A 23,805-nucleotide genomic window follows, 5' to 3' on the forward strand; every position below is an offset into this window, starting at 1 on the left:
GGGGCGATGGTCCGGCCCTAGGTGACCGGTGGGTACGGCGTCGTCCGGCTCACCCGCTGGAACTGGCGGTGGAAGTCCCCGATGGCCGCCGCGAGCGGCGCGTGCTTGACCAGGAGTGCCGCGATGCCCGCCGGTACTCCCTCCGGGACCGCGCCCTCGGCGCACGAGCGCACGAATTCCCTGCGCTCGTCGGGCCCGTAGCCGTACAGGGCGACGGTCAGCCAGTTCACCAGGTGCGTGCGGGCGAGGTTCCGGTCGTACCCGCGGTGCTCGTCGAAGAAGGTGGCCTCACCGGGGCTGAGGTCGAAGCCGGACGAGATCGCGAGCCCGTAGTCGGCGAAGTAGAGCCGCTGTCCGTCGGTCAGGATGTTCTGGAAGTGGGCGTCGAAGTGCAGCAGCCCGCGGGCGTTCATGAACGAGATGCCGGCGTCCAGCTCGTCCTCCACCATGGCGCAGGCACGCTCGGCGACCTCGCCGCCGGCCCCGACCTGGACACCCAGCCAGTCGTGCAGGTTCTGCGGGATGTACTCCAGGAACAGCACGAGGCTCGCCGGGGACTGCCGCAGGGCTTCTAGCCGACGCCGGATCTCCGGGCCGCCGCCCCAGTAGGCGACGGCCCGGTCCACGTCGGCCAGCTCCTCCGGAGGCGGCTCGCCGCGGTCGGGCAGCACCCGCCAGTGGTGCATCAGGGGGAAACCCTCGTGGTCGCCCGCTATCACCCAGTTCGTCGTCATGATCTGCGCGGCCAGCTCGCGCCAGGCGCCGAACCCCGGTGCACCGATGGTGCCGACGCCGTAGTGGCAGAAGGTCGGCAGCCCGAAGAGATCGGCGGTCGAGCGGACGTTCTCGGGCCGGAGCTCGAGGTCGGTGAGGCGCACCTGCTTGACGAAGACCGGGATCCCCTCGACCTCCAGCAGGACCGTCCTCCCGCCGATGCCGGAACCGATGGGCGTTGCGGCGTCCACGAGCTCGCGCAGCCTGCTGTCGCTGTACAGCGACAGCGCTGTGGATGCGGCGCCGTGGGCGGCGAGGCGGGCGGCGTTGGACATGGCCGCCAGCCTCTCACGTGGGCAGACGGCGCCCACGCGCGCGCCGCCCTTGCCTAACCGGTGCGTTCACGGCAGAGTCTGTGGTGACGCACCTCACACCGGCGTGAGGCGCGTCGCCAACGGAGGTGCCCGATGACGACCACCGAATTTGCGACGCTCCGCCGTTCTATCGAGCAGCTGCGCCAGAGCGTCGCCGTGGTGCGCAGCGCGTTCGGCGACGGGCCGGAGGTGCGCCGGCTGGTGAACGACCTCGAGCGGCTGGAGATCGACGCCGCGGAGCTCGCGTCGGCGGAGCCCGTGCGACAGGTGCGGACCTCCGGGCACCTGCCGGAGCACGTCGTCGTCCCGGACACCCCGCTGGACGAGACGATGTTCAGCGACGCCGACGACGAAGGGCTCGGCGGCTACCACGGCGACCGCTCGTGACGACCACCGCGCGCGGCGTGGACAGCCCGGGCCGGGCCGCCGTCGGGGCGCGGACGCTGCGGAGTGACCGGTGGTGGCTGCCGCCGCTGGCGACCACGGTCGGCATCCTGATCTTTCTGGCGTACGGCGGCGTGCGTGCCTTCCAGCAGCGGTACTTCTTCGCCGACGAGCGGTACCTGACGCCGTTCTACTCGCCCTGCGTGTCGTTCGGGTGCGCGTCGGAACCGGGCTCGTCGCACTTCGGGATGTTCCTCCCGGACCACCCCCTGCTGCCGTACGCGGCGCTGAGCCTGCCGTTCCTGCTGCTGTTCCGGCTGACCTGCTACTACTACCGCAAGGCGTACTACCGGTCGTTCGCGCTGGCCCCCGCGGCATGCGCGGTGCCGGAGCCGCACGCGACCTACAACGGCGAGACCCGTTTCCCGCTGGTCCTGCAGAACGTCCACCGGTACTTCTTCTACGTCGCGGTGGTCATCTCGGTGATCAACACCTACGACGCGCTGGTCGCGTTCCGGCATCCGAGCGACGGGTTCGTCGTGGGCGTCGGCAACCTCGTGCTGCTCGCGAACGTGGTGCTGCTGTGGTGCTACACGGCGTCGTGCCACTCGTGCAGGCACGTGATGGGCGGTCGCCTCACGCACTTCTCGAAGCATCCGGTGCGGTACCGGCTCTGGACGTGGGTGTCCGTGCTCAACACGCGGCACGCGCAGTTCGCGTGGACCACGCTCGCCTCGCTCATCCTGACCGACCTGTACGTCGCGCTCGTCGCGAGCGGCACCATCACCGACCTGCGGCTCATCGGATAGCCGAGCCGGACCAGCCGAGCCGAAACGACTGAGTGGGAGCCCCGTCTTGACGGAGATCGAACGGCACGAGTACGACGTCCTCGTCATCGGCGCGGGGGGTGCCGGGCTGCGGGCCGCGATCGAGGCGGCCGAACGCGGCCTGCGGACGGCGATCGTCTGCAAGTCGCTGTTCGGCAAGGCGCACACCGTGATGGCCGAGGGCGGGTGCGCGGCGGCCATGGGCAACGTCAACGAGAACGACTCCTGGCAGGTGCACTTCCGCGACACCATGCGCGGCGGCAAGTTCCTGAACAACTGGCGGATGGCGGAGCTGCACGCCAAGGAGGCACCCGACCGGGTGTGGGAGCTCGAGACCTACGGCGCGCTGTTCGACCGCACCAAGGACGGCCGGATCAGCCAGCGCCACTTCGGCGGGCACACGTACCCGCGGCTCGCGCACGTCGGCGACCGGACCGGGCTGGAGCTGCTGCGCACCATGCAGCAGCGCATCGTCGCGCTCCAGCAGGACGACTTCGCGGAGACCGGCGACCACGAGGCCCGCCTGCGGGTGTTCGCCGAGTGCACGGTCACGGAGCTGCTGAAGGACCCGTCCGCGGGGCCCGACGGCGCGATCGCCGGGGCGCTCGGGTACTGGCGCGAGTCGGGACGGCTCGTCGTGTTCTCGGCGCCCGCCGTGGTGCTCGCAACGGGCGGCATCGGCAAGTCGTTCCAGGTCACGTCGAACTCGTGGGAGTACACGGGGGACGGCCACGCCCTCGCGCTGCGCGCCGGCGCCGACCTGATCGACATGGAGTTCGTCCAGTTCCACCCGACGGGCATGGTCTGGCCGCCCAGCGTCAAGGGCATCCTCGTGACCGAGGGCGTGCGCGGCGACGGCGGGGTGCTCAAGAACTCCGAGGGCAAGCGGTTCATGTTCGAGTACGTGCCCGACGTCTTCAAGGGTCAGTACGCCGACACCGAGGACGAGGCGGACCGCTGGTACGACGACCAGGAGAAGAACCGGCGCACGCCCGACCTGCTGCCGCGCGACGAGGTGGCCCGCGCGATCAACACGGAGGTCAAGGAGGGGCGCGGCTCCCCGCACGGGGGCGTCTACCTCGACATCGCGAGCCGCATGCCGGCCGAGGAGATCAAGCGGCGTCTACCGTCGATGTACCACCAGTTCAAGGAGCTGGCCGACGTCGACATCACCGCGGAGCCGATGGAGGTCGGCCCCACGTGCCACTACGTGATGGGCGGCATCCAGGTCGACCCCGACACGGGGCAGTCGCGCGTCCCCGGGCTGTTCGCGGCGGGGGAGTGCGCGGGCGGCATGCACGGCTCGAACCGGCTCGGCGGCAACTCGCTCTCGGACCTGCTGGTGTTCGGCCGCCGCGCGGGGCTCGGCGCCGCCGACTACGTCGTCGGCCTGGAGCGCCGGCCCGCCGTGCGCGCGGCCGACGTCGACGCGGCGGCGGAGATGACGCTCGCCCCGTTCGACCCGCCGGCGGACGCCCCGGACGGGACCCGCGGCGAGGCCGAGAACCCCTACACCCTGCACGCCGAGCTCCAGCGGATGATGAACGACCTGGTGGGCATCATCCGCACGGAGGCGGAGGTGGCCGAGGCGCAGCGGCGGCTCGGCGAGCTGCGCGCACGGATCCGGCAGGTGTTCGTCGAGGGTCACCGGCAGTACAACCCGGGCTGGCACCTGGCGCTCGACCTGCGCAACATGCTCATGGTCAGCGAGGCGGTGGCGGCGTCGGCCCTGCTGCGCACCGAGAGCCGCGGCGGGCACACCCGCGAGGACCACCCGGGGCTCGACGCCGAGTGGCGCCACCGGGTGCTGGTGACGCGCTGTACCGACGGCGACGAGATGGTGCCGCGCGTCGTCGTCGAGCCTGCCGAGCGAGTGCCCATGCGCGAGGACCTGCTCGCACTCTTCGACCTCGCCGAGCTCCAGAAGTACTACACGCCGGACGAGCTGGTGGCGCACCCCGGGCAACCGGCAGGTCCAGATCCCGATCCAGGTCCACTGGGAGGCACCGCATGAGCTACACGGGGACGTTCCGGGTCTGGCGCGGGGACGCCGAGGGCGGCGCTCTGGCCGACTTCCGCGTCGAGGTCAACGAGGGCGAGGTGGTGCTCGACGTCCTCCACCGGCTACAGGCGACGCAGACCCCCGACCTCGCGGTGCGGTGGAACTGCAAGGCGGGCAAGTGCGGGTCGTGCTCGGCGGAGATCAACGGGAAGCCGCGCCTGTTGTGCATGACGCGGATGTCGGTGTTCGAGCGCGACGACGTGGTGACCATCACGCCGATGCGGACGTTCCCGGTGATCCGCGACCTCGTGACCGACGTGTCGTTCAACTACGTGAAGGCGCGCGAGATCCCGTCGTTCACGCCGCCGGCCGGCCTGGGGCCCGGCGAGTACCGGATGGCGCAGGTCGACGTCGGGCGCTCGCAGGAGTTCCGCAAGTGCATCGAGTGCTTCCTGTGCCAGGACACCTGCCACGTGGTGCGCGACCACGAGGAGAACAAGGAGTCGTTCGCCGGGCCGCGCTTCCTGATGCGGATCGCCGAGCTGGAGATGCACCCGCTCGACGTGGCCGACCGGGTGCCCGCCGCGCAGGAGGAGCACGGGCTCGGCCGGTGCAACATCACGAAGTGCTGCACCGACGTCTGCCCCGAGGGCATCCACATCACCGACAACGCGCTGATCCCGATGAAGGAGCGCGTCGCGGACCGGCGGTACGACCCCCTGGTCTGGTTGGGCCGGACGATCTCGCGCCGGCGCGGCTGAGCGGCGAGCAGTGCCCGGCGCGGCGCGCAGGCTGAGTACACTCAGCTTTCTACCAAAGTTCATTCAAGTATTTCTCAAGCATCCTTCAATCGCCTGTCCGTAGGTTCAGGAGCGCGGCGCCCGGCCGGACCGGGTCGCCGTCCACACCTGAGCTGAGGAGATCGCATGAACACGCTGTCCGTGACGACGGCGTGCCCTACAACGCCGCGCGGCAGATCGGCAACGGTTGGAACACGATCAACGCGATAGTCGGAGCCGACGTCACCGGCGACGGGTACGCCGACCTCGTGGGTCGCAGGAGCGATGGAACCCTGTGGTTGTACCCGGACAACATCGAGCGTGGCAACGGCGACCCCTACGGTGCGGCCCGCCAGATCGGCAACGGCTGGGGGATGTTCAACCACATCAGCTAGCGGCGTGACCCGAAGGCGCGCCCGGCACCCCGCCGGGCGCGCCGGCGCGGCTCGTAGACAAGCCGGCCGGACTGCTAGGTTCGAGCAACTCGTCCAGGTCCGCCTTGTCCTGGGCCGCGTCACCCCGCCCGGTGCGGCAGTCAGACGCCGGCCACCTCGGTGGCCCGTCCCGCCGGGCGGCGCCGAGGACACCCTATGACCCGAGCCGCCACCGGTTACGGCCCCCTGCTGCGCACACCCGGCGCAGCCGCCTTCTACCTGGCCGCCGCGCTCGGCCGCGTCGGCATCGCCATGACGGGCCTCGGTCTCGTCTGGCTGCTGCACGACCGCACCGGCTCCTACGCGACGGCGGGCCTCGCCGCGGCCGGGTTCGCCCTGGCCGAGGCCCTGGTCGGCCCGCACCTGGCCCGGCTGATCGACCGGTTCGGCCAGACCCGCACGCTGCCGTTCTACCTTCTCGGGCACGGCGCGGCGGTAGCCGGCCTGCTCCTGTCGACGACGCCCGCCGCCGCGGTCGTCGCAGCCACCTGCGCCGGCACCGCGGTGCCACAGCTCGGCGCCCTGTCCGCCGCACGCTGGGCACACCTGCTGCGGGCCGACCGGGCGGAGGAGCTGCCCAGCGCCTTCTCCCTGGAGTCGCTGGCCAACGCCACCGCTTTCCTCCTCGGCCCGGTGCTGGTCACCGCGCTCGGCGCGGCAGGGCACCCGGCGCCGGCCACGGCCCTCGCCGCGACCCTGGTCCTCGGCGGGGGTGCGGCGCTGGCCGTCCAGCGTCGCACCGCGCCGCCCGCGGCCCGCGCGCGCACCGAGGGCGAGCCGCGTGAACGGTCCGGCCTGCTCCGGCCGGCGTTCCTCCTCCTCGCCCTGCTCAACCTCGCGATCGGGCTGTACTTCGGCACCATGGGCGTCGCGGTCACCGCGTTCGCCGTCGGCCAGGGCACCCCCGCCGTCGCCACGCCGATCATCGCCGCCGCGAGCCTCAGCGGACTGCTCGGCGGCTGGCTCTACGGGCTGCGCAAGCACCCCACCCCGGCCCACCGCCAGCTCGTGCTCGCCACGATCTACCTGACGGCGACCGCGGCACTGCTGCCCCTCGCGCCGTCAGCGCTGTGGCTCGGCGCCGCAGTAGTGCTCACGGAGGCCGCGATCCCGCCGACCCTCGTGCTGCTGACCGTCCTGACCGAGCGGGCCGTCCGGCCCACGGCGCTCACCCAGGCGTTCACCTGGAACAACTCCGCGAGCGCGGCGGGATCGGCGCTCGCGGCGGCCCTGGCGGGGCGCGCCGCCGACACGTGGGACGCGTCGGCGGCGCTCCTCCTCGCGCCCGTCGCCGGGCTGCTCCTCGTGGTCCTGTCCGTGCTGCTCGGCCGGGTGCTCGACCGGGTGCGCGGCCAGGTTGCCCGGCCAGGTCGCCCGGCCGGATCAGCCCTGAGTCAGCTCTTAGTACGGCGCGGCCGCCGGGTCAGCAGGGGGTCGTGACCCCGCGGCCGGCTGACCGGGTGGACGGCGGCGAACGCCTCGTCCAGGACGTCCGGTGTCGCGATCGCGCCGTCGCCCCGTGCCTGGAGCGCCGCCATCACCTGCTCTGCCGCCAGGCGAAGGGATACGCCGGCGTTCCGTGCGGCGCTGACCAGGATCTCCGTCGCCTTGGCCTCGTCGACCCCTCGCACCGCCACGATGACACCCTTGACCTGCTCGATCGTCGCCTGACTGACGAAGGCGCGGTTCACCACGGACTCCGACCGGCGGTCGAGCGCCTCCTTCTGGACCGGCGTGACGTCGACGACGTAACCCACCAGCTGCGGCGACCGGCTGTGCGCGCTCTGCGAGCCCTGACCGGTGACGACGACGGACCTGGTCCGGCCGCTCCGGTCCACGATCCGGTGCGCGCACGCGAACGGCCTGCCGAGTCGAAGGGCCTCTCCGGCGGCCCGGACCACGCGGGTCCGGTCGTCGGGGTGCTTGCGGGAGCGAAGCGCCTCGAGGCCCGGCTCGATCTCGTTCTGCTTCCATCCGTGCATGGTGTAGACCTCGTCGGACCACCACCAGGTGCCGGAGGCAAGGTCGACGCTGTACCGGCCGACCAGAAGGTTGGTGCCCAGGCCGAGGGCGCGGGTCAGATCTGCCGCGGAAAAGCCCTGCGGGCTGGCTCCGGCGTCGTTCCCGGCCACTTCGGCGAAGTCCGTCTCGAGCTGAGTGACGGTTGACATATGAACCTCCCAGATCCCCTGCGGACCTGGAGCCGCTTCATGACCCCGAGTCTCAGAGTATAGAGGGGTTCGGACGATTCGGACAGTCGGGGTCTCAAGGACCCCCTCGAAACCGCAGGTCAGGCCCCTGTGGGAGTCGTGTCCTCCAGGGGCGCGAGCAGGGCTGACGCACCCTCTTCCCAGCGGCCGAGCGCGTACGCGCCGACGTCGCCCTCGATGGCCAGGCAGGCCGCGGCTCCGAGGAGGACGTCGTCGCGGATCGCGGGATCCTGCTCGACGAGCCTGCCCGCGAGGTCGCGCGCGGCGATCTGCTCGTGCACCGCGTCCGCCTCCACGTGCTCGTCGAAGTACCGCGTCGTGCCGGCGTCGTACCCGAGGCGCCGGAAGCCCGTGCTGTACAGGCGGCTCGGGATCGACGACGTGATCTCGTACGCGGCGAGGTGGCCGACGATCGCGCCCCTCAGGCGCCGGTGCAGCGCGAAGAGCGACATGGTGTTCAGCGAGACGAGCACCGGCGTCGGCACGACGTCGAGGTAGGCGCCGTAGGTGTCGTCGAGCCCGGCGCGGCGCATCGTGGCGGCGAAGAGCTCGGAGTGCAGGTAGCCCGGCCGGCCGCCGCCGTACTCGTCGGCCTGGATCTCCACGAGCGCGGCCTTCGGCGTGCCGTGCAGCCGGGGGATCGCCCACGTGTGGGGGTCGGCCTCCATGAGCTGGTAGATCGACCGCAGGGCCAGGAACTCGCGGGCCTGCTCGGCGGTGGCGTGCCGGGCGAGGTACCGCGAGAGGCTGGGGCTGTCGTCGGCCGCTGCGAGGTCGAACAGCCGCCTCGCGACGCCGGCGGCGTCGGTCTCCTCGCAGACGGGCCGGCCGGCGCGGGCCCGGACCGCGCCCTCGAACGGGCGCTCGAGCGACTCCCGCACCGCGAGCAGCGACGGTTCCCACTCCCACGCGTCGTCGACGCCGTCGACGCCGCGGTGGTGCAGCTCGTACAGGAGGGTGAGGGTGAGCTGCAGGTCCCCGTCGTGCAGGACGGCGAGCTCGTCGGCGGGGTCGGTGCGCTCGGTATCGCGCAGCGCGTCGCCGGCCGCGGCGCGCAGCGGCTCCAGCCGGGCGTGGACGTCGCCGGTGGGCGGTCCAGCCGCGAGCGCGGCGACCAGCGCGGCGCTCACCGGACCGCGCGGTCGGGGCAGGGGAAGGCGGCCGGCCGTACGTGCGGCGGGCGGCGCGGGTGGCTCGGACGTGGCATGCGCCGCACGTCCGTCGGCGTCGTCGGTGGAGGTGTGGTCCCGCACAGGGGTAGAGGTCATGTGGAGGCTCCTCGTCGCGCACAGGCTGCGCCTCTCCTCGACGCCGCGCCCATAGTGCGCATGATGCTGCCGACTCGCGAGGTGTGCACCCGGACCGGCTTCGGGTTGCGAGTGCGACTCACCGTCCTACGTTGGGGCCGAGGTCAGGAAGAGGCCGCACCGGTGGAGCACGGACCCGCCGAGGCTCGTGCTCGCCCCGCCCGGTCGCACTCGGGCGAGGAGGACGACGACAGGAGTCCGACATGAGTGGAACGGACATTCCGTACGGTACGGGGGCAGGTTCGCAGCGGACCTGGGAACCCGGTCGCGAAGCAGGCGGCGTCGGCACGGAGCAGGCCGGCACCGAGCCGACCGGCACGGAACAGACCGGCACGGAGCAGACCGGCACGGAGACGGCGGGCGTCAAGGAACGGGCCGGCGCGGCGGCGTCTCAGCTGGGTGAGGCGGGCCGCGAGACGGTTCGCGACGCGAAGGAGCGGGCGCGCGACGTCGCCCACGAGGCGGGCGACCGCACGCGTGGGCTGCTCGACCGCACGAGGAACGAGCTCGGCTCGCAGGTGGCGTCGCAGCAGCAGCACCTCGCGGGCGGGCTCCGCGCGCTGGGGGACGAGCTGACGCAGATGTCCAGCGGGACCCAGGACCCGGGCTACGCGACGGACCTGGTCCAGCGTGCCGGGGACGCCACCGGCCACGTCGCGCAGTGGTTCGAGGACCGCGAGCCCGGCGACGTCCTGCACGAGGTCGAGGACTTCGCCAGGCGCCGGCCGGGCCTGTTCATCCTGATGGCGGCGGGTGCCGGCCTGCTCGTCGGGAGGTTCCTGCGCGGTGCGAAGGATGCGCCGAGCGGCGATGCCTCTGGCGCGGAGGCGTCCGGCGGCGAGGCGTACAGCGGCGTCGCGACCGGCAGTGCCGGTGCGGCGGCCGGGTACGACGTCGGCTCGTCGCCCGCCACGAGCGTGAGCGAGCCGCCGCCGGCCTTCGCGTCGCCGGCCGCCGACGGCGTCCAGCCGCAGACCACCCGACCGCAGACCCTCGGGGGTGAGCGCGATGTCGAGTTCCCGTGACCCGTTCGCCGCGTCCAGCGCGGCACCGCAGACCACCACCGGCCGGGACGACCGGAGCATCGGTGAGCTGGTCAGCGAGGTCAGCCGGGACCTCTCGACGCTGATCCGGCAGGAGATCGAGCTCGCGAAAGCCGAGGCGGCGCAGTCCGCCAAGCGCGCGGGGAAGGGCGCCGGGATGTTCGGCGGCGCGGGGGTGGCGGGCCACATGGTCCTGCTGTTCCTGTCGCTCGCCCTGTGGTGGGCGCTCGGCAGCGCGATCGGCGGCGGCTGGTCCGCGCTGGTCGTCGCCCTCGTCTGGGCAGTGGTCGCCGCGGTGCTCGCCGCACGCGGGCGCAGCGAGCTCAAGGCGGTGGAGGGGCTGCCGCAGACCGCCGACTCGGTCAAGAAGATCCCCGACGCACTCAAGGGACACGAGGAGAGGAACTCATGAGCACCAGCGATCCCAACGAGATCCGGGAGAACATCGAGCGCACGCGCGCGGAGCTGAGCCATGACGTCGACACGCTCGGGGACCGGGTGACGCCCAGCCACATCGTGGAGCGGCAGAGGGAGAAGGTCCGGGAGCGCGTGACCGACGTCAAGGAGCGGGTGATGGGCAAGGCGCACGACACCATGGACTCCGTGGGGGGCTCCGTGGGCGGCGCGACGCACGACCTGGCGGACCGGGGGCGCGAGAAGGCGTCATCGGTCGCCGACTCGGCCCGGCACACCGCCTCGTCCGCCGCCGAGTCCGTGCGGTCGGCGCCGCGTGCGGTGCGGGAGCGGACGCAGGGCAACCCGCTCGCCGTCGGCCTGGTGGCCTTCGGCGTCGGGCTCGTGGTCGCGTCGCTGCTCCCCACGACCCGCGCCGAGCAGCGCGCGGCGGCCGCCGCCAAGGAGAAGGCGGCGCCGCTGGTCGACGACATCAAGTCGACCGCGAGCGAGGTCGTGCACGACCTCGAGGAGCCGGCGAGGGAGAGCATGGAGGCCGTCCGGGACGCCGCGAAGGATGCAGCGCAGCAGGTCGGGCAGCACGGGCGGGAGGCCGCTGCCGACGTCCGCTCGCGGGTGACCGGGAACGGCTGACCCTGCCCTCGGTCGGTGCCGGCCGGTGCTACCGGTCGGCACCGGCCGGCCTTCGTCCTGGGAGATGACATGAGCGACAGCGATGACGCGATGGCCCGGACCGGCGCGGCCAACGGGACCGACACAGCAGGCCGGACCGACACGGCGGAGCGGACCGACGCTCCGGCACCCGACGACCGGCGCAAGCCGGAGTCGCCGCCGGCGCTGCACGGCAGGACGTGGACGTACGTCCTGCGGAACAGCGTGCGGCAGTTCTCGCGCGACCAGTGCACGGACCTGGCCGCGGCGTTGACCTACTACGCGGTGCTCGCCGCGGCACCTGCGCTGCTCGCACTGGTCTCGGTGCTCGGTCTCGTGGGCAACGGAGGCCAGGCGGTCGAGCGCGTGATCGGCACGATGGACGGCGTCCTGCCGCCCGACGTGCTGTCCGTGGTCGAACCGCTCGTCCAGAACGCCGCCGGCGGCGGCGGCAAGGCCGGGTTCGCCCTCCTCCTCGGTGTGGTGCTGGCCCTGTGGTCCGCCTCCGGCTACGTCGGCGCCTTCGGACGTGCGATGAACCGGATCTACGAGGTCGACGAGGGCCGGCCGGTCTGGAAGCTCCGCCCCGTGATGCTGCTGGTCACCCTCGTGGCCGTCGTCATAGCCGCGTTGATCGTGGCTGCGGTGGCGCTCAGCGGGCCAGTCGCGCAGGCCGTCGGGGACGCCGTCGGGCTCGGTTCGACCGCCGTGACCGTCTGGGGCATCGCCAAGTGGCCGGTGGTCCTGCTGCTCGTCGTGGTCCTGGTGGCGATCCTCTACCACGTCACCCCGAACGTGCGGCAGCCGAAGATGCGCTGGCTGAGCGTCGGTGCGTTCGTCGCGATCCTCGTGTGGGTGCTCGCGTCCGCGGCGTTCGCGCTGTACGTGGCGACGTTCGCCAGCTACGACGCCACGTACGGGTCGCTCGCCGGGATCATCGTGTTCCTCCTGTGGCTCTGGATCACGAACCTCGCGCTGCTGTTCGGCGCGGAGCTGGACGCGGAGCTGGAGCGGGGCCGCGAGCTCCAGGGCGGCATCGCAGCGGAGGAGACGGTGCAGCTGCCACCCAAGGACGCCCGCGCGAGCGAGAAGCGGGAGGCGAAGCATCGCAAGGAGGTGGAGCGCGGCCGGGAGCTGCGGCTCGCCGCCGAGCGGGACGGCGCCGGCAAGGACGACGCCGAGCGGGACGACCGCACCGACCACCGAGCCTGAAGGAGACCGCATGACGACGTTCGACGAGTCCCTGGCAGCCCGTGCGCAGGAGGCGACCGGCGGCGCCGCCCCGGAGGTCACGGTCACGGCGTGCCCCGACGGGCCGCTGCTGCTGCGCGGCCCGGCGACGATCCTCGGCCCCGACGGCGAACCCGTGGAGCGCCGTCGGGCCACCGTGGCCCTGTGCCGCTGCGGCGGCAGCGCCATCGCACCGTGGTGCGACGGGACGCACAAGGTCAACGGCTACCGCTCGACGGACCAGACGCCGCCCGGCCCCGGTGGACCACGGCGTCCGCGCGGCGGAAGCGGCAGGTGAGTCGACGGGTGTTCGGCCATGCTGACCGTATGCCCGACACCATCTCGCAACGGACGAACCGGTCCGAGGACGGCGACCTGACCGTCGTCGGGCACGTGTGGGCGCTGCCCGGCGCGGCCCGGGCCGTCGTCCTCGTGCACGGGGTGGGATCGTCGTCGCGCGCGTACGCCAAGCTCGCCGGCCACCTCGTGGAGCAGGGTGAGGTGCACGCGGTGGACCTGCCCGGCTTCGGCACGTCGCCGCACCTGCGCAGGGACGTCACCGTCGCCGAGCACGCGAGCGCCGTCGCGCGGTACATCCGGGAGTACGTGCTCGACGTGGGGCTGCCCGCGCCGGTCGTCGTCGGCCACTCGATGGGTGCCCAGGTGGTGGGGCAGATGCTCGCGGACCAGCCCGGCGTCGCGAGCGCGGGCGTCCTCGTCGGCCCGACGGCGGAGCCCGGCACGCGCACCATCCCCCGCCAGGCGGTGCGCCTGGCGGTGGATGCCGTCGGTGAGCCACCGCGCACGGTCGGCGTGCTGATCGTCGACGCGCTGGTGCGGTGCAGCGTGCCGTACTACCTCGGGCAGCTGCGCCACGTCGTCGACCACCGGCTCGAGGAGGTCCTGCCCCGCGCCACCGTGCCGGTCGTCGTGGTGCGCGGCGCGCGCGACCCGGTAGCGCCGGCCCACTGGGTCGAGCTGCTCGCGGCGCGCGCCCCGGTCGGGGCGCACCGCACGGTGCGCGGCAGGCACCATGCCATGGACGTGGACCCCGCGGGCGTCGCCGAGACGGTGCTCGAGGCCTGGCGGGCGGCGGAACGGGGCATCGGGTGAGCGAACGACGGCGCTCGCCCGACGGAACGCTCGCCCGGCTCGTGGCGTGGGGCGCCGACTACGCGTGGGCCGCCGAGCGGCAGCTGCGTCATCTCGTCCGGCGGCCGCGGCTGCCCGCCGCGGCACCGGGATCGCGCGCGCCCGTCCTGCTCCTGCCCGGCATCTACGAGACCTGGGAGTTCCTGCAGCCCGTTGCCGCTGCGCTGGCCCGTGCGGGCCACCCGGTCCACGCGGTCCCCGGCCTCGGGTACAACGCCCGGCCGGTCCCCGAGTCGGCCGACGTCGTGGTCGAGCACCTGGAGCGGACCGGGCTGAGCGGTGTCGTGCTCGTCGCGCACAGCAAGGGCGGCCTCATCGGCAAGCGGGTCCTGCTCTCCGCGGTGAGCGACCGGGTGCTCGGCATGGTCGCGGTCGCGACGCCGTTCACGGGCTCCCGCTGGGCGCGGTACATGCTCTCGCGGTCACTGCGGTCGTTCGACCCCCGCGACCCGGTGCTGCTGGCCCTCGCCGGGGAGCTGCTCGTCAACGAGTGCATCACCGCCGTCTACCCGCGGTTCGACCCGCACATCCCCGAGACCGGACGGCTGGAGGGCGCGCGGAACGTCGAGCTGCCGCTGTCGGGACACTTCCGGCCGCTGGGGCACCCGCTGCTCGTCGTGACGGTGGTGCGCGAGGTGGCGCGGGTGGAGTCGGAGCGTGCGGTTCGGTGAGCCGGGCCGCACGTGGTCAACTGGGACGTGCTCACCGTCCGCCACAGCTCGCCGCGCCGGACCGACGTCGCCCTGACGCTCGGACCGCTGGGGCACGGGCCCGCGGACCCGACGTTCCACCGGGCGGCGGACGGGTCGGTCTGGCGGACGTCGCTGCTGGCCACGGGCCCGGTGACACAGCGGTTCGTGCCCGCAGGCCCGCACGAGGTGGTGGTGCAGCTCTGGGGTGACGGCGCGCGGGAGGCCGCCGACGCGCTGCCGACGCTGCTCGGCGAGGACGACGACGTCACGGACTTCGCGCCGCCGCCACAGGTCCGCGACGCCCACCGGCGGGCTGCCGGGATGCGGATGGTGCGCAGCGGCCGGGTGCTGGAGGCCCTCGTGCCGGCGGTGCTGGAGCAGCGCGTGCAGACCGTGACGGCCCACCGGGCGTGGCAGTGGCTCGTGCGGCGGTACGGCACCCGGGCGCCGGGCCCGTCGCCCGAGGGGCTGCGGGGCGGGTTGCGGGTGGTTCCCGACGCGCTGACCTGGACGCGGGTGCCGGTGTGGGACTGGCACCGCGCCGGCGTCGACCCCGGACGCGCCCGCACGGTGATGCGGTGTGCCCTGGTGGCGCCGCGCCTCGAGGAGGCGTGCGCGATGGCGCCCGCCGAGGCTCGCGCACGGCTCGAGAAGGTTCAGGGCGTGGGGGTGTGGACGTCGGCGGAGGTGGCGCAGCGCGCCTTCGGCGACGCGGACGCCGTCTCCGTCGGCGACTTCCACCTGCCGGCGGCGGTCGGCTGGGCGCTGTCCGGCGAACGCACCGACGACGCAGGGATGCTGCGGCTGCTGGCGCCGTACGCCCCGCACCGGCACCGGGTGGTCCGGCTGCTCATGATCGACGGGCGGGCCAAGGCACCCCGTCGGGGGCCGAAGACGCCGATCGCGGACTACCGGGCGTTCTGAGCGGTAGTTGTTGCCGGGTTGCCGGGGGTCTCTGCGCTGGGTTCTTGCGCCCCTCACGGTGCGCTCGTGGCACCTGCGGTAGCCCCTGCGGCCGGACGGCTCAGGTCGGCCGCGTACCGCGCGGGGGTCACGCCGAACCGCCGGCGGAACGCGGCGATGAAGCTGCTCACCGACGTGTAGCCGACCTGGTGCGCCGCCACCTGCACGGCCGCGCCCTCGGCGAGGTGTCGCGTCGCGGCGTGCAGCCGCGCGTGCACCCGCCAGTCGCGGAACGTGGACCCGGTGCCATGCACGAAGGCGCGGGCCAACGTCTTGGTGCTCACCCCGAGCTCGGCGGCCCAGGCCTCCAGCTCACGACCGTCCGCCGGGTCCTCGAGGAGCCGAGCGGCGACGGCGCGCGCCCGCGGGTCGCGGGGGAGCGCCACCACGTCGCGCACCACCGCGAGGTCGCAGAGGACCTCCGCGAGCAGACGACGGCACAGCGCGCGCCGCCGCGGGGTCGGCACACCCTCCGTGAGGTGCAGCATGAGCGCCCCCACCAGGGGATCGGACGCGAGCGTCCGCGGTGTCGACCAGTCGCCGTCGGGCCGCAGGAGCGGGTCGACGTAGAGGCTGATGATCTCCGCACCCTCGGGGAAGACCATCTCGTGCATGGTGCCGGCAGGGATCCACATCAGGTGGTCGCGCCGCAGGTGCCAGCGTTCGCCGACCACCTCCAGCTCGACCGAGCCCGACACGAGCCACGCGACCTGGTCCTCCTGGTGGGAGTGCCGCTCGAACCGGCTGCCCGTGCCCAGGACATCGCGGGAGACCGTGAACATCGCCGATGTCTCCTCAACGGCATCGACCGCGCCGACGGGCACGGCATCCACCGCCGAATGTTCCACAACCGACATGCCGATGTCCCTTCGAAGGTAGTCGTGTCCGCTGAGCGCCATGGTGCACCAGGTTAGGTAAGGCTAATCTGACCCCGCCCAATCCGCCATAACGGCCGAAAGATCTCATGAACCTCAAGCCTTCGCACCGCGTCGTCGCAGCCTCCCTGACGCTGACGCTCGCCGCCGCCCTGTCCGCGTGCACGTCGTCGGACGCGACCACCGAGAACCCGAACTACACGACGGAGCCGAGCGACACGTTCCCGGTGACGGTCGAGCACCAGTTCGGCGAGACGACGATCGAGGCGGAGCCGCAGCGGGTGGTCGTGGTCGGCCTCACCGAGCAGGACATCCTGCTGGAGCTGGGCGTCACCCCCGTCGCGACCACCGAGTGGTACGGCGAGCAGCCCTACGCCGTGTGGCCCTGGGCCGTCGACCTGCTCGGCGACGCCGAGCCCGAGGTGCTCACCACCACCGACGGCTTCGAGTACGAGAAGATCGCGTCGCTGCGGCCCGACCTGATCGTCGGCACCAACGCCGGCCTCGAGCAGGACACGTACGACAAGCTCTCCGAGATCGCACCGACCGTCGCGAGCGTCGAGGGTTCGGAGCCGTACTTCTCGAGCTGGCAGGAGCAGACCCGCGTCGTCGCCGCGGCCGTCGGCCGCTCCGCGGAGGGTGAGGACCTGATCGACGGCGTCGAGGCCGCCTACGTCGAAGCCGCTGCGGCACACCCCGAGTTCGCCGACCTCACCGCGACGTTCTCGCAGGGCGCTGCCTGGGAGGGCAACCTGTGGGTCTACCCGGAGGGCCTGAACACCGACTTCCTCACGGACCTCGGGTTCACCATCACGCCGGGACTCGAGGAGTACGCGCCCGAGGAGGGCGTGCAGGCGCAGATCTCGGCGGAGAACACGGGCCTGCTGGAGGCCGACGTCGTGGTCTTCGCGACCGAGGAGCCGGACGCCATCGACGGCCTGCTGGACTTCGGCACCCTGTCGACGCTGCCGGCGGTCGAGGAGAACCGGGCGATCTACACCGACGGCGAGCTCGCCGGCGCCATCTACTTCCTGACGCCGCTGAGCCAGAAGCACGTCCTCGAGGAGCTGCTGCCCCGCCTGGAGAGCGCTGTCGCCGGCGAGGCCCCGCGCAGCACCGAGGGGTGATGAGCCGCACGACCGCCGCCGCCACCCCGCGGCTGCAGCGCCGCCGGGCGGCGGGGCTCGCCGTCGCCCTGGCGGCCCTCGCCGTGGCGGCGCTGCTGAGCGTCATGGTGGGCTCCAGGCAGCTCTTCCCCGCCGAGATCCTGCAGGCGCTGGTGGCGCCCACCGGGTCCGACGTCGACCGGATAGTCCTCGAGCTGCGCCTCCCGCGCACGCTCGCCGCCGTGGTCGTCGGCGCGGCCCTCGGCGTCTCGGGCGCGCTCATCCAGGCGTTCACCCGCAACCCCCTCGGCGACCCGGGCATCCTCGGCGTGAACGCCGGAGCGTCCCTCGGCGTCGCGTGCGGCATAGCGCTGTTCGGCACCCGCCTGCCCGCGCAGCACCTCGGCTTCGCCTTCGTCGGCGCCCTCGTCGCGACCGTGGTCGTGCTGTTCATCGGCGCGGCCGGCCGCAGCGCCGACCCGGTGCGCCTCACGCTCGCGGGAGTCGCGGTCGCCGCGGTGCTCTCCGGCGTCACCACCGCCATCACCCTGCTGGACCCGGTCACCTTCAACCAGATGCGCGGCTGGGCGGCAGGCACGTTCGTCGAGCGCGACCTCGACGTCGTCCTGCCCGCCGTCCCGGTGGTCGGCGCGGGGCTCGTCATCGCGCTGGTCTGCGCCCGCTCCCTCAACGCGCTCGGGCTCGGCGACGACCTCGCCTCGGCGCTCGGCACGCACGTCGGCCTCACCCGCGCGCTCGCGGTCACCGGCATCACCCTGCTCGCCGGCGCCGCGACCGCCGTCGCCGGACCCATCGGCTTCGTCGGCCTCATGGTGCCGCACGTCGCCCGGTGGCTGGTCGGCCCCGACCAGCGCTGGATCCTCCCGTACTCGGCGGTGCTCGCCCCGGTCGTGCTGCTCGTGTCCGACGTCGTGGGCCGCGTCGTCCTCTGGCCCGGCGAGGTGCCCGTCGGGATCGTGACGGCGTTCGTCGGCGCCCCGGTGCTCATCGCTCTGGTCCGACGGCGGACGGCGAGCGCCCTGTGACCGCCATCGACTTCGGCGCCCGGGTGGCGGTCGTCCGCTGGGGCGGCTTCTCCCTGCGCCTCCACGTCCGCACAGTGGTCGTGAGCGCCCTGCTCCTCGTCGCGACGCTCGCCGGGGCGCTCGTGGCGCTCTGCCTCGGCGACCTGCCGCTGACCGTCCGCGACGTGCTCCTCGCGTTCGCCGGCCAGCAGAGCGGCATCGTCTCGACCGTCGTCCTCGAGTGGCGCGCCCCACGCGTGCTCGCCGCCGTCGTGTTCGGCGCGGCGCTCGGCGTCTCCGGCGGGCTCTTCCAGTCGCTCACCCGCAACCCGCTCGCCAGCCCCGACATCATCGGGCTCTCGGCCGGCTCGTACACGGGCGCACTGCTCGTCATCATCGTCCTCGGGGGCGGCACGTACCTCGTCGCGGGCGGCGCGCTCGTCGGCGGCCTGGTCGCGGCGGCGCTGGTCTACCTGCTCGCCTACCGGGACGGCATCCAGGGCTTCCGCCTGATCGTCGTGGGCATCGGCCTGTCGGCGATGCTGGGCGCCGTCTCGACCCTCCTCGTGCTGCGCGCACGCCTCGAGATCGCGATGACCGCCGCCATCTGGGGTGCGGGTTCGCTGGGCCGGATCGGCTGGGCCGAGGCGCTCCCGTCGGTGCTCCTCGTCGCCGTCGTGCTCCTGTTCATCGGCGGGCTCGCCGCCCCCATGCGCCAGCTCGAGCTCGGCGACGACGCGGCCCGCGCGCTCGGCATCCGGGCCGAACCCGTCCGGCTCGCGCTCGTCCTGAGCGGCGTCGCACTCACCGCCGCCGTCACCGCGTTCGCGGGACCCATCGCCTTCGTGGCGCTCGCGGCACCCCAGATCGCCCGGCGCCTGACCGGCTCCGCCGGTACGGCGCTCGTCCCCGCGGGCCTCCTCGGCGCCCTGGTCCTCGTGGTGTCCGACGTCGTCGCGCAGCACCTTCTCCCGCAGCCGCTGCCGGTGGGCATCGTCACGATCGTCGTCGGCGGCGGCTACCTCGTCTGGCTCCTCGTCCGCGAAGCACGGAAGCGACCATGAACACCGAAACCAGCCAGTCCGGCACCAGCCAGTCCGGCACGGCGACCGTCACCGGCAACCGCCTGCACGCCGACGCCATCACGCTCGGCTACGACAAGCGGGTGATCTCGCGGGAGCTGTCCGTCGAGATCCCCGACGGCTCGTTCACGATGATCGTCGGCCCCAACGCGTGCGGTAAGTCGACGCTCCTGCGCGCGCTGTCGCGGCTGCTCCCGCCCAGCGCCGGACAGGTGGTGCTCGACGGGCGGGCCATCTCGTCGTACCGCGCCAAGGAGGTCGCCCGGGTGCTCGGCCTGCTCCCGCAGTCCTCGCTCGCGCCCGACGGCATCACCGTCGCCGACCTCGTCGCCCGCGGCCGGCACCCGCACCAGAGCATGATCCGGCAGTGGTCGCCCGCCGACGAGCAGGCGGTCCACGCCGCGATGGAGGCGACGGGCGTGACCGAGCTGTCGGGCCGCCTCGTCGACGAGCTCTCCGGCGGCCAGCGGCAGCGGGTCTGGGTGGCCATGGTGCTCGCGCAGGAGACCCCGCTCCTGCTGCTGGACGAGCCCACGACGTTCCTCGACATCGCCCACCAGATCGAGCTCATGGAGCTGCTCGCCGACCTCAACTCCGACGGCCGCACCCTCGTGACCGTGCTGCACGACCTCAACCAGGCGGCCCGCTACGGCACCCACCTCATCGCCATGCGCGACGGCGCCGTGGTCGCCCAGGGCCCGCCCGCCGAGATCGTGACCGCCGAGCTGGTCGAGGAGGTGTTCGGGCTGCCCTGCGTCGTCGTGCCCGACCCGGTCACCGGTACGCCGTCGGTGACACCCGTCGGGCGCTCCCGGGACCGGCGGGGTGCCCGATGAGCCACCGTACCGGCCGGGACCGGACCTGGCCGCGGACGCCCGCCGAACCCGTGCGCACGCGTGAGATCCGCGTCGACGAGCGCACGACGCCCCGCCGCCTCACCCTGTGCGTCATGACCGGCGCGCGCCGGTACACGGTGCCCGCCGCGGCCCTGAGCATCACCCATCAGCTCGGCGAGGCGCTCGTCCCGGTGCTCATGGGGGTCGCCATCGAGCGGGCGGTCAGCACCGGCGACGCCGCGCAGCTCGTGCTGTGGGTCGCGCTGCTCGCCGCGGACTTCGCGCTGCTGTCGTTCTCCTGGCGGTTCGGCTCCCGGCTCGCCGAGCTCGGCACGCTGGTCGTGCAGCACCAGCTCCGTTCGACGGTGAGCGCGCACCTGCTCACCAGGGCGCCGTCGCGCGGCGCCTCGGCGTCGCCGGGGGTCGCGCTCTCGCTGGCGACCTCCGACGTGAGCCGGCTCTCCTCCGCGGTCGCGATCGGCGTGTACCCCGTGGGGCAGCTCGCGGCGGTCGTCTTCGGCGGGACGGTGCTGCTGGTCATCTCGTGGCCGCTCGGCCTCGCCGTCCTGCTCGGCGCGCCGGCGGTCCTGTGGCTCACCGACCGGACCGGCGGGTCGCTGCGCCGTCGCAGCGGCGACGAGCAGGAGGCCGCCGCCGCAGCAGCGGGCGAGGCCGCCGACCTCATGTCCGGCTACCGGGTGCTCAAGGGCGTCCACGCCGAGGCCGAGGCGGGACGCCGCTACCGGCGCGCGAGCGGCGTGGCGCTCAGGAGCACCCTGCGGGCGCGCCGGGCCGAGGGCCTGTTCGTCGGCACCATGGATCTCACCACCGGGCTGTTCGTCACGGCGATCACGGTCGCGGCGGGCATCCTCGCCGTGCGGGGCACCATCGGGATCGTCGAGCTGGTCACGGTCGTCGGGCTCACGCAGTTCCTCCTGGAGCCGCTGCAGTCGCTCGCCCGCAACGCCGGCACGCTGTGGGCGTCGGCCAACGCGTCGGCGGCGCGACTCCTCGAGCTGCTGCGGGAGGAGCCCGGGCCTGTGCAAGGGGTCGACGCCGCTGCCGCGGACGGGCCGGTGGCCGAGCGCGCGGTGGCTGAGCGCGTAGCGGCCGAGCTCGCTCAGGACGTGCCCGGCGGGGAGCTCGTCGCCGTGGCCGCCGACGCACGCACCGCCCGGGCCCTGCTCGACACGATCCGCGGCGCACGGCCCGACGCGCTCGTCGTGCCGCACGAGGCCCACCTGTTCGCCGGCACGGTGCGCGAGAACGTCGCGCTCCCCGGGGCCGACACCGACCGGGTCGCCGCGGCGCTGGACGCAGCGGGCTGCGGGGAGCTCGCCGAGATCCTCACCCACGGCTGGGACACTCCGGTGGGCGAGGGCGGCGCGTCCCTCTCGGGCGGCCAGCGGCAGCGGGTGGCGCTCGCCCGCGCGCTCGCCACGGACGCCCCGCTGCTCGTCCTGCACGATCCGACGACCGCCGTCGACGCCGTCACCGAGGCCGCCATCGCCGACGGGCTGCGCCGCGTGCGCGCGGGCCGGCGGACCGTGCTCGTCACGCGTTCCCCGGCGTTGCTGCAGGTCGCGGACCGGGTGGTCGACGTCGTGCCAGAGCTCGCAGCAACGGGGGAGCGCCGATGAGCACTGACCACAGCCTGCCCGTCGCCGACGGGCGCACGGTGCTGCGCGAGATGTGGCGCGCCCTGGACCGCCGCGGCTGGCGGCTCGCCGGGCTGGTGGTCGTCTTCGTCGCCACCGCGGCGGCCGGGGTCCTGCCGTCGCTCGCGATCGGCCGCGTGGTCGACGCTGTCACCGCCGGCGGGGAGGCGCGCACCGTCTGGATCGCCGGCGCGGTCATGGCCGGCTCCGTGGTGGTCGGCGCGGTGCTCGCCGCCGTCGGCATGATCGGGGCGTCCCGCCTGCTCGAGGGGATGCTCGCCCGCCTGCGCGAGGACATGGTCACGGCCGCGCTGCGGCTGCCCCAGGCGCAGGTCGAGCGTGCAGGGACCGGCGACCTCGTCTCCCGCGCGGGGGACGACGTCGCCGAGGTCGCCGCGGCGATCCCCGCCGTCGTGCCCGCACTCACCGGGTCGCTCTTCACGATCGTCGTCACGTTCGGCGGGATGGCGGTGATCGACCCGCGCTACGCCCTGGCGCTGCTGGTCATCGTGCCCGTGCACGTGCTCGCCGTGCGCAGGTACCTGCGGGGAGCCCCGCGGTTGTACGCGGGCGAACGCGCCGCCATGGCGCACCGCGCGCAGCACCTGCTCGACTCGCTCCGGGGCATCGAGACGGTGCGCGCCTTCGACCTGTCCGGCCGGCACCTGGTGCGGATCCGCGCGGCGTCCTGGGCCGTGGTGCGGTGGACCATGCACGCCCGCGCCGTCCAGAACGCGTTCTCGGGGCGGATCAACGCCGCCGAGCTCGCGGGCATGACGGCGCTCCTCGTCGTCGGGTTCTTCGTCGTGCGGGACGGCGGAGGCACCATCGGCGGCACGACGGCGGCCATGCTGCTGTTCCTGCGCCTGTTCAACCCCATCGGCGCGCTGCTGTTCGTGATCGACGACCTGCAGTCGGCGCTGGCGTCGCTCGCACGGATCACCGGGGTCGTCGAGGCCGGGCGCGGGGACGCCGGCGGGGACGACGCCCGCTCGCGGCGTCGCGCCCCTGACGGCGCCGGGCGCGGGGACGGTTCGAACGACCTCCGCTCGCGGCCGCGCGCCTTGGACGGTGCCGGGCTCGGCCTGCGCGGCGTCGGCCACTCGTACTCGCCCGGCCACCCGGTCCTCGCCGACGTCGACCTCCGGGTCGCGCCGGGCGAGACGGTTGCCGTCGTCGGCGCGTCAGGCGCGGGCAAGAGCACGCTCGCGGCGCTCGCGGCGGGCGTGCACGGCGCGACGTCCGGCGCCGTCGAGACCCCGGGCGGCGTCGTGCTCGTCACGCAGGAGGTGCACGTGTTCGACGCCAGCCTGCGCGACAACCTCACCCTCGCCCGGCCGGACGCCGGCGACGCAGCACTGCGGCACGCCCTCGGCGTCGTGGGCGCCGAGGGGCTCCTGGACCGCCTCCCGGACGGCCTCGACACCCGCCTCGACGGTTCCGCGCTCACCCCCGCCGAGGCGCAGCAGCTCGCCCTGGCCCGGGTGCTGCTGGCCGATCCCGGCGTCGCGATCCTCGACGAGGCCACCGCCGAGGCCGGCTCGAGCGACGCCGGCCGCCTCGAGCGGGCGGCCCAGGCGGTGATCGGTGGGCGCACCGCTCTCGTCGTCGCGCACCGGCTGAGCCAGGCCGCCGCGGCGGACCGGGTGGTCGTGCTGGAGCGCGGCCGCATCGCGGAGGAGGGCACACACGCGGAGCTCCTGGCCTCGGGCCGCGGTTATGCCCGGCTGTGGGAGGCCTGGCGCCGGCACCGGGACTGAGTTCGGTCCCTTGCGTGTGCTGCTGGGCTGACTTCGGTCCTTTGCTGGCCCGGCGTCGGTGACTTCGGTCTCTTGCTGGCCCGGTGCTGGTGACTTCGGTCTCTTGCTCCGAGATCGGTCGGTTGAATGACCGATCTGAGGGCAAAGGACCGAAGTCGCGATACGCCGGATGCAAGGGACCGAAGTCGCCCGCGCCGAGGTCGGCACCCCGCTGGCGCACCTGACCGAGGTCGGCAGTTTGCATCGAAGTCGGCACAGCGCCGGACCGATCTCGATGCAAACTGCCG

General features: G+C 73.6%; 24 protein-coding genes. 20 read left to right on the forward strand and 4 right to left on the reverse strand.

Annotation, left to right across the window (positions count from 1 at the left end):
- Positions 1 to 17 precede the first annotated feature (17 nt).
- On the reverse strand, positions 18 to 1,049 hold the full coding sequence (locus tag ACFWE2_RS07425; RefSeq protein WP_377223572.1) for a protein kinase family protein: 1,032 nt from the start codon (positions 1,047 to 1,049) through the stop codon (positions 18 to 20).
- 132 nt (positions 1,050 to 1,181) lie between these two features.
- On the opposite strand from ACFWE2_RS07425, the gene ACFWE2_RS07430 reads away from it, so the two are divergent.
- The 6 genes from ACFWE2_RS07430 (at position 1,182) to ACFWE2_RS07455 (ending at position 6,954) form a co-directional block, all read left to right on the forward strand.
- Positions 1,182 to 1,475: a hypothetical protein gene (locus ACFWE2_RS07430; protein ID WP_377223573.1), complete on the forward strand. Its 294-nt coding sequence runs from the start codon at positions 1,182 to 1,184 to the stop codon at positions 1,473 to 1,475.
- Positions 1,472 to 2,281 (forward strand): hypothetical protein, encoded by an 810-nt coding sequence (locus ACFWE2_RS07435; protein WP_377223574.1) that lies wholly within the window; start codon positions 1,472 to 1,474, stop codon positions 2,279 to 2,281. The genes ACFWE2_RS07430 and ACFWE2_RS07435 overlap by 4 nt, the downstream gene beginning before the upstream one ends.
- Before the next feature lie 46 nt (positions 2,282 to 2,327).
- Complete coding sequence (locus tag ACFWE2_RS07440) at positions 2,328 to 4,313, forward strand: fumarate reductase/succinate dehydrogenase flavoprotein subunit (RefSeq protein ID WP_377223575.1); 1,986 nt, start codon at positions 2,328 to 2,330, stop codon at positions 4,311 to 4,313.
- Entirely contained in the window at positions 4,310 to 5,062 is a 753-nt protein-coding gene (locus tag ACFWE2_RS07445; protein WP_377223576.1) for a succinate dehydrogenase/fumarate reductase iron-sulfur subunit, read from the forward strand. Before ACFWE2_RS07440 ends, ACFWE2_RS07445 begins: the two co-directional genes overlap by 4 nt.
- Before the next feature lie 191 nt (positions 5,063 to 5,253).
- Positions 5,254 to 5,475, forward strand: a complete 222-nt coding sequence (locus ACFWE2_RS07450) for a hypothetical protein (RefSeq protein ID WP_377223577.1) — start codon at positions 5,254 to 5,256, stop codon at positions 5,473 to 5,475.
- 195 nt (positions 5,476 to 5,670) lie between these two features.
- On the forward strand, positions 5,671 to 6,954 hold the full coding sequence (locus tag ACFWE2_RS07455; RefSeq protein WP_377223578.1) for an MFS transporter: 1,284 nt from the start codon (positions 5,671 to 5,673) through the stop codon (positions 6,952 to 6,954).
- On the opposite strand, the gene ACFWE2_RS07460 is transcribed toward ACFWE2_RS07455, so the two are convergent.
- Both ACFWE2_RS07460 and ACFWE2_RS07465 read right to left on the reverse strand, forming a co-directional pair.
- Complete coding sequence (locus ACFWE2_RS07460) at positions 6,909 to 7,685, reverse strand: PAS and ANTAR domain-containing protein (protein WP_377223579.1); 777 nt, start codon at positions 7,683 to 7,685, stop codon at positions 6,909 to 6,911. The two genes, ACFWE2_RS07455 and ACFWE2_RS07460, sit on opposite strands and share 46 nt — an antisense overlap.
- Positions 7,686 to 7,804: 119 nt before the next feature.
- Entirely contained in the window at positions 7,805 to 8,992 is a 1,188-nt protein-coding gene (locus ACFWE2_RS07465) for an iron-containing redox enzyme family protein (RefSeq protein WP_377223580.1), read from the reverse strand.
- Between the two features lie 242 nt (positions 8,993 to 9,234).
- On the opposite strand from ACFWE2_RS07465, the gene ACFWE2_RS07470 reads away from it, so the two are divergent.
- The 8 genes from ACFWE2_RS07470 (at position 9,235) to ACFWE2_RS07505 (ending at position 15,137) form a co-directional block, all read left to right on the forward strand.
- Entirely contained in the window at positions 9,235 to 10,056 is an 822-nt protein-coding gene (locus ACFWE2_RS07470; RefSeq protein WP_377223581.1) for a hypothetical protein, read from the forward strand.
- Positions 10,040 to 10,486, forward strand: coding sequence for a phage holin family protein (locus tag ACFWE2_RS07475; protein WP_377223582.1), 447 nt, complete (start codon positions 10,040 to 10,042; stop codon positions 10,484 to 10,486). Before ACFWE2_RS07470 ends, ACFWE2_RS07475 begins: the two co-directional genes overlap by 17 nt.
- Positions 10,483 to 11,121: a DUF3618 domain-containing protein gene (locus ACFWE2_RS07480; protein ID WP_377223583.1), complete on the forward strand. Its 639-nt coding sequence runs from the start codon at positions 10,483 to 10,485 to the stop codon at positions 11,119 to 11,121. The genes ACFWE2_RS07475 and ACFWE2_RS07480 overlap by 4 nt, the downstream gene beginning before the upstream one ends.
- A 69-nt stretch (positions 11,122 to 11,190) precedes the next feature.
- Positions 11,191 to 12,351, forward strand: coding sequence for a YihY/virulence factor BrkB family protein (locus tag ACFWE2_RS07485; protein WP_377223584.1), 1,161 nt, complete (start codon positions 11,191 to 11,193; stop codon positions 12,349 to 12,351).
- A gap of 10 nt (positions 12,352 to 12,361) precedes the next feature.
- Positions 12,362 to 12,667 (forward strand): CDGSH iron-sulfur domain-containing protein, encoded by a 306-nt coding sequence (locus ACFWE2_RS07490; RefSeq protein ID WP_377223585.1) that lies wholly within the window; start codon positions 12,362 to 12,364, stop codon positions 12,665 to 12,667.
- 29 nt (positions 12,668 to 12,696) lie between these two features.
- Entirely contained in the window at positions 12,697 to 13,482 is a 786-nt protein-coding gene (locus tag ACFWE2_RS07495; protein WP_377223586.1) for an alpha/beta fold hydrolase, read from the forward strand.
- Positions 13,479 to 14,192, forward strand: a complete 714-nt coding sequence (locus ACFWE2_RS07500) for an esterase/lipase family protein (protein WP_377223587.1) — start codon at positions 13,479 to 13,481, stop codon at positions 14,190 to 14,192. Before ACFWE2_RS07495 ends, ACFWE2_RS07500 begins: the two co-directional genes overlap by 4 nt.
- Before the next feature lie 12 nt (positions 14,193 to 14,204).
- On the forward strand, positions 14,205 to 15,137 hold the full coding sequence (locus tag ACFWE2_RS07505; protein ID WP_377223588.1) for a DNA-3-methyladenine glycosylase family protein: 933 nt from the start codon (positions 14,205 to 14,207) through the stop codon (positions 15,135 to 15,137).
- Positions 15,138 to 15,190: 53 nt separating this feature from the next.
- On the opposite strand, the gene ACFWE2_RS07510 is transcribed toward ACFWE2_RS07505, so the two are convergent.
- Positions 15,191 to 16,009 carry a helix-turn-helix domain-containing protein gene (locus ACFWE2_RS07510; protein ID WP_377223589.1) on the reverse strand — a complete coding sequence of 273 codons (819 nt, stop codon included), beginning with the start codon at positions 16,007 to 16,009 and terminating at the stop codon, positions 15,191 to 15,193.
- A gap of 131 nt (positions 16,010 to 16,140) precedes the next feature.
- Between ACFWE2_RS07510 and ACFWE2_RS07515 the strand changes: the two genes are divergently transcribed.
- Genes ACFWE2_RS07515 through ACFWE2_RS07540 form a run of 6 tightly spaced genes read left to right on the forward strand, consistent with a single transcriptional unit; the run spans position 16,141 to position 23,518 of the window.
- Entirely contained in the window at positions 16,141 to 17,178 is a 1,038-nt protein-coding gene (locus ACFWE2_RS07515; protein WP_377223590.1) for an ABC transporter substrate-binding protein, read from the forward strand.
- Positions 17,178 to 18,203 carry a FecCD family ABC transporter permease gene (locus tag ACFWE2_RS07520; RefSeq protein ID WP_377223591.1) on the forward strand — a complete coding sequence of 342 codons (1,026 nt, stop codon included), beginning with the start codon at positions 17,178 to 17,180 and terminating at the stop codon, positions 18,201 to 18,203. The genes ACFWE2_RS07515 and ACFWE2_RS07520 overlap by 1 nt, the downstream gene beginning before the upstream one ends.
- Positions 18,200 to 19,246 (forward strand): FecCD family ABC transporter permease, encoded by a 1,047-nt coding sequence (locus tag ACFWE2_RS07525; protein WP_377223592.1) that lies wholly within the window; start codon positions 18,200 to 18,202, stop codon positions 19,244 to 19,246. The genes ACFWE2_RS07520 and ACFWE2_RS07525 overlap by 4 nt, the downstream gene beginning before the upstream one ends.
- Complete coding sequence (locus tag ACFWE2_RS07530) at positions 19,243 to 20,100, forward strand: ABC transporter ATP-binding protein (protein ID WP_377223593.1); 858 nt, start codon at positions 19,243 to 19,245, stop codon at positions 20,098 to 20,100. Before ACFWE2_RS07525 ends, ACFWE2_RS07530 begins: the two co-directional genes overlap by 4 nt.
- Positions 20,097 to 21,740 (forward strand): ABC transporter ATP-binding protein, encoded by a 1,644-nt coding sequence (locus tag ACFWE2_RS07535; protein ID WP_377223594.1) that lies wholly within the window; start codon positions 20,097 to 20,099, stop codon positions 21,738 to 21,740. Before ACFWE2_RS07530 ends, ACFWE2_RS07535 begins: the two co-directional genes overlap by 4 nt.
- Positions 21,737 to 23,518 (forward strand): ABC transporter ATP-binding protein, encoded by a 1,782-nt coding sequence (locus ACFWE2_RS07540; protein ID WP_377223595.1) that lies wholly within the window; start codon positions 21,737 to 21,739, stop codon positions 23,516 to 23,518. The genes ACFWE2_RS07535 and ACFWE2_RS07540 overlap by 4 nt, the downstream gene beginning before the upstream one ends.
- Positions 23,519 to 23,805 lie beyond the last annotated feature (287 nt).

Origin of the sequence: Promicromonospora sp. NPDC060271, assembly GCF_042726755.1 — a bacterium.
Lineage (GTDB): Bacteria > Actinomycetota > Actinomycetes > Actinomycetales > Cellulomonadaceae > Promicromonospora.

Bases quoted from the DNA above. Each gene is read 5' to 3' on its own strand.
- ACFWE2_RS07425 (WP_377223572.1), bottom strand. From the start codon at position 1,049: ATGTCCAACGCCGCCCGCCTCGCCGCCCACGGCGCCGCATCCACAGCG.
- ACFWE2_RS07430 (WP_377223573.1), top strand. From the start codon at position 1,182: ATGACGACCACCGAATTTGCGACGCTCCGCCGTTCTATCGAGCAGCTG.
- ACFWE2_RS07445 (WP_377223576.1), top strand. From the start codon at position 4,310: ATGAGCTACACGGGGACGTTCCGGGTCTGGCGCGGGGACGCCGAGGGC.
- ACFWE2_RS07455 (WP_377223578.1), top strand. From the start codon at position 5,671: ATGACCCGAGCCGCCACCGGTTACGGCCCCCTGCTGCGCACACCCGGC.
- ACFWE2_RS07460 (WP_377223579.1), bottom strand. From the start codon at position 7,685: ATGTCAACCGTCACTCAGCTCGAGACGGACTTCGCCGAAGTGGCCGGG.
- ACFWE2_RS07465 (WP_377223580.1), bottom strand. From the start codon at position 8,992: ATGACCTCTACCCCTGTGCGGGACCACACCTCCACCGACGACGCCGAC.
- ACFWE2_RS07470 (WP_377223581.1), top strand. From the start codon at position 9,235: ATGAGTGGAACGGACATTCCGTACGGTACGGGGGCAGGTTCGCAGCGG.
- ACFWE2_RS07475 (WP_377223582.1), top strand. From the start codon at position 10,040: ATGTCGAGTTCCCGTGACCCGTTCGCCGCGTCCAGCGCGGCACCGCAG.
- ACFWE2_RS07480 (WP_377223583.1), top strand. From the start codon at position 10,483: ATGAGCACCAGCGATCCCAACGAGATCCGGGAGAACATCGAGCGCACG.
- ACFWE2_RS07485 (WP_377223584.1), top strand. From the start codon at position 11,191: ATGAGCGACAGCGATGACGCGATGGCCCGGACCGGCGCGGCCAACGGG.
- ACFWE2_RS07490 (WP_377223585.1), top strand. From the start codon at position 12,362: ATGACGACGTTCGACGAGTCCCTGGCAGCCCGTGCGCAGGAGGCGACC.
- ACFWE2_RS07495 (WP_377223586.1), top strand. From the start codon at position 12,697: ATGCCCGACACCATCTCGCAACGGACGAACCGGTCCGAGGACGGCGAC.
- ACFWE2_RS07515 (WP_377223590.1), top strand. From the start codon at position 16,141: ATGAACCTCAAGCCTTCGCACCGCGTCGTCGCAGCCTCCCTGACGCTG.
- ACFWE2_RS07520 (WP_377223591.1), top strand. From the start codon at position 17,178: ATGAGCCGCACGACCGCCGCCGCCACCCCGCGGCTGCAGCGCCGCCGG.
- ACFWE2_RS07530 (WP_377223593.1), top strand. From the start codon at position 19,243: ATGAACACCGAAACCAGCCAGTCCGGCACCAGCCAGTCCGGCACGGCG.
- ACFWE2_RS07535 (WP_377223594.1), top strand. From the start codon at position 20,097: ATGAGCCACCGTACCGGCCGGGACCGGACCTGGCCGCGGACGCCCGCC.
- ACFWE2_RS07540 (WP_377223595.1), top strand. From the start codon at position 21,737: ATGAGCACTGACCACAGCCTGCCCGTCGCCGACGGGCGCACGGTGCTG.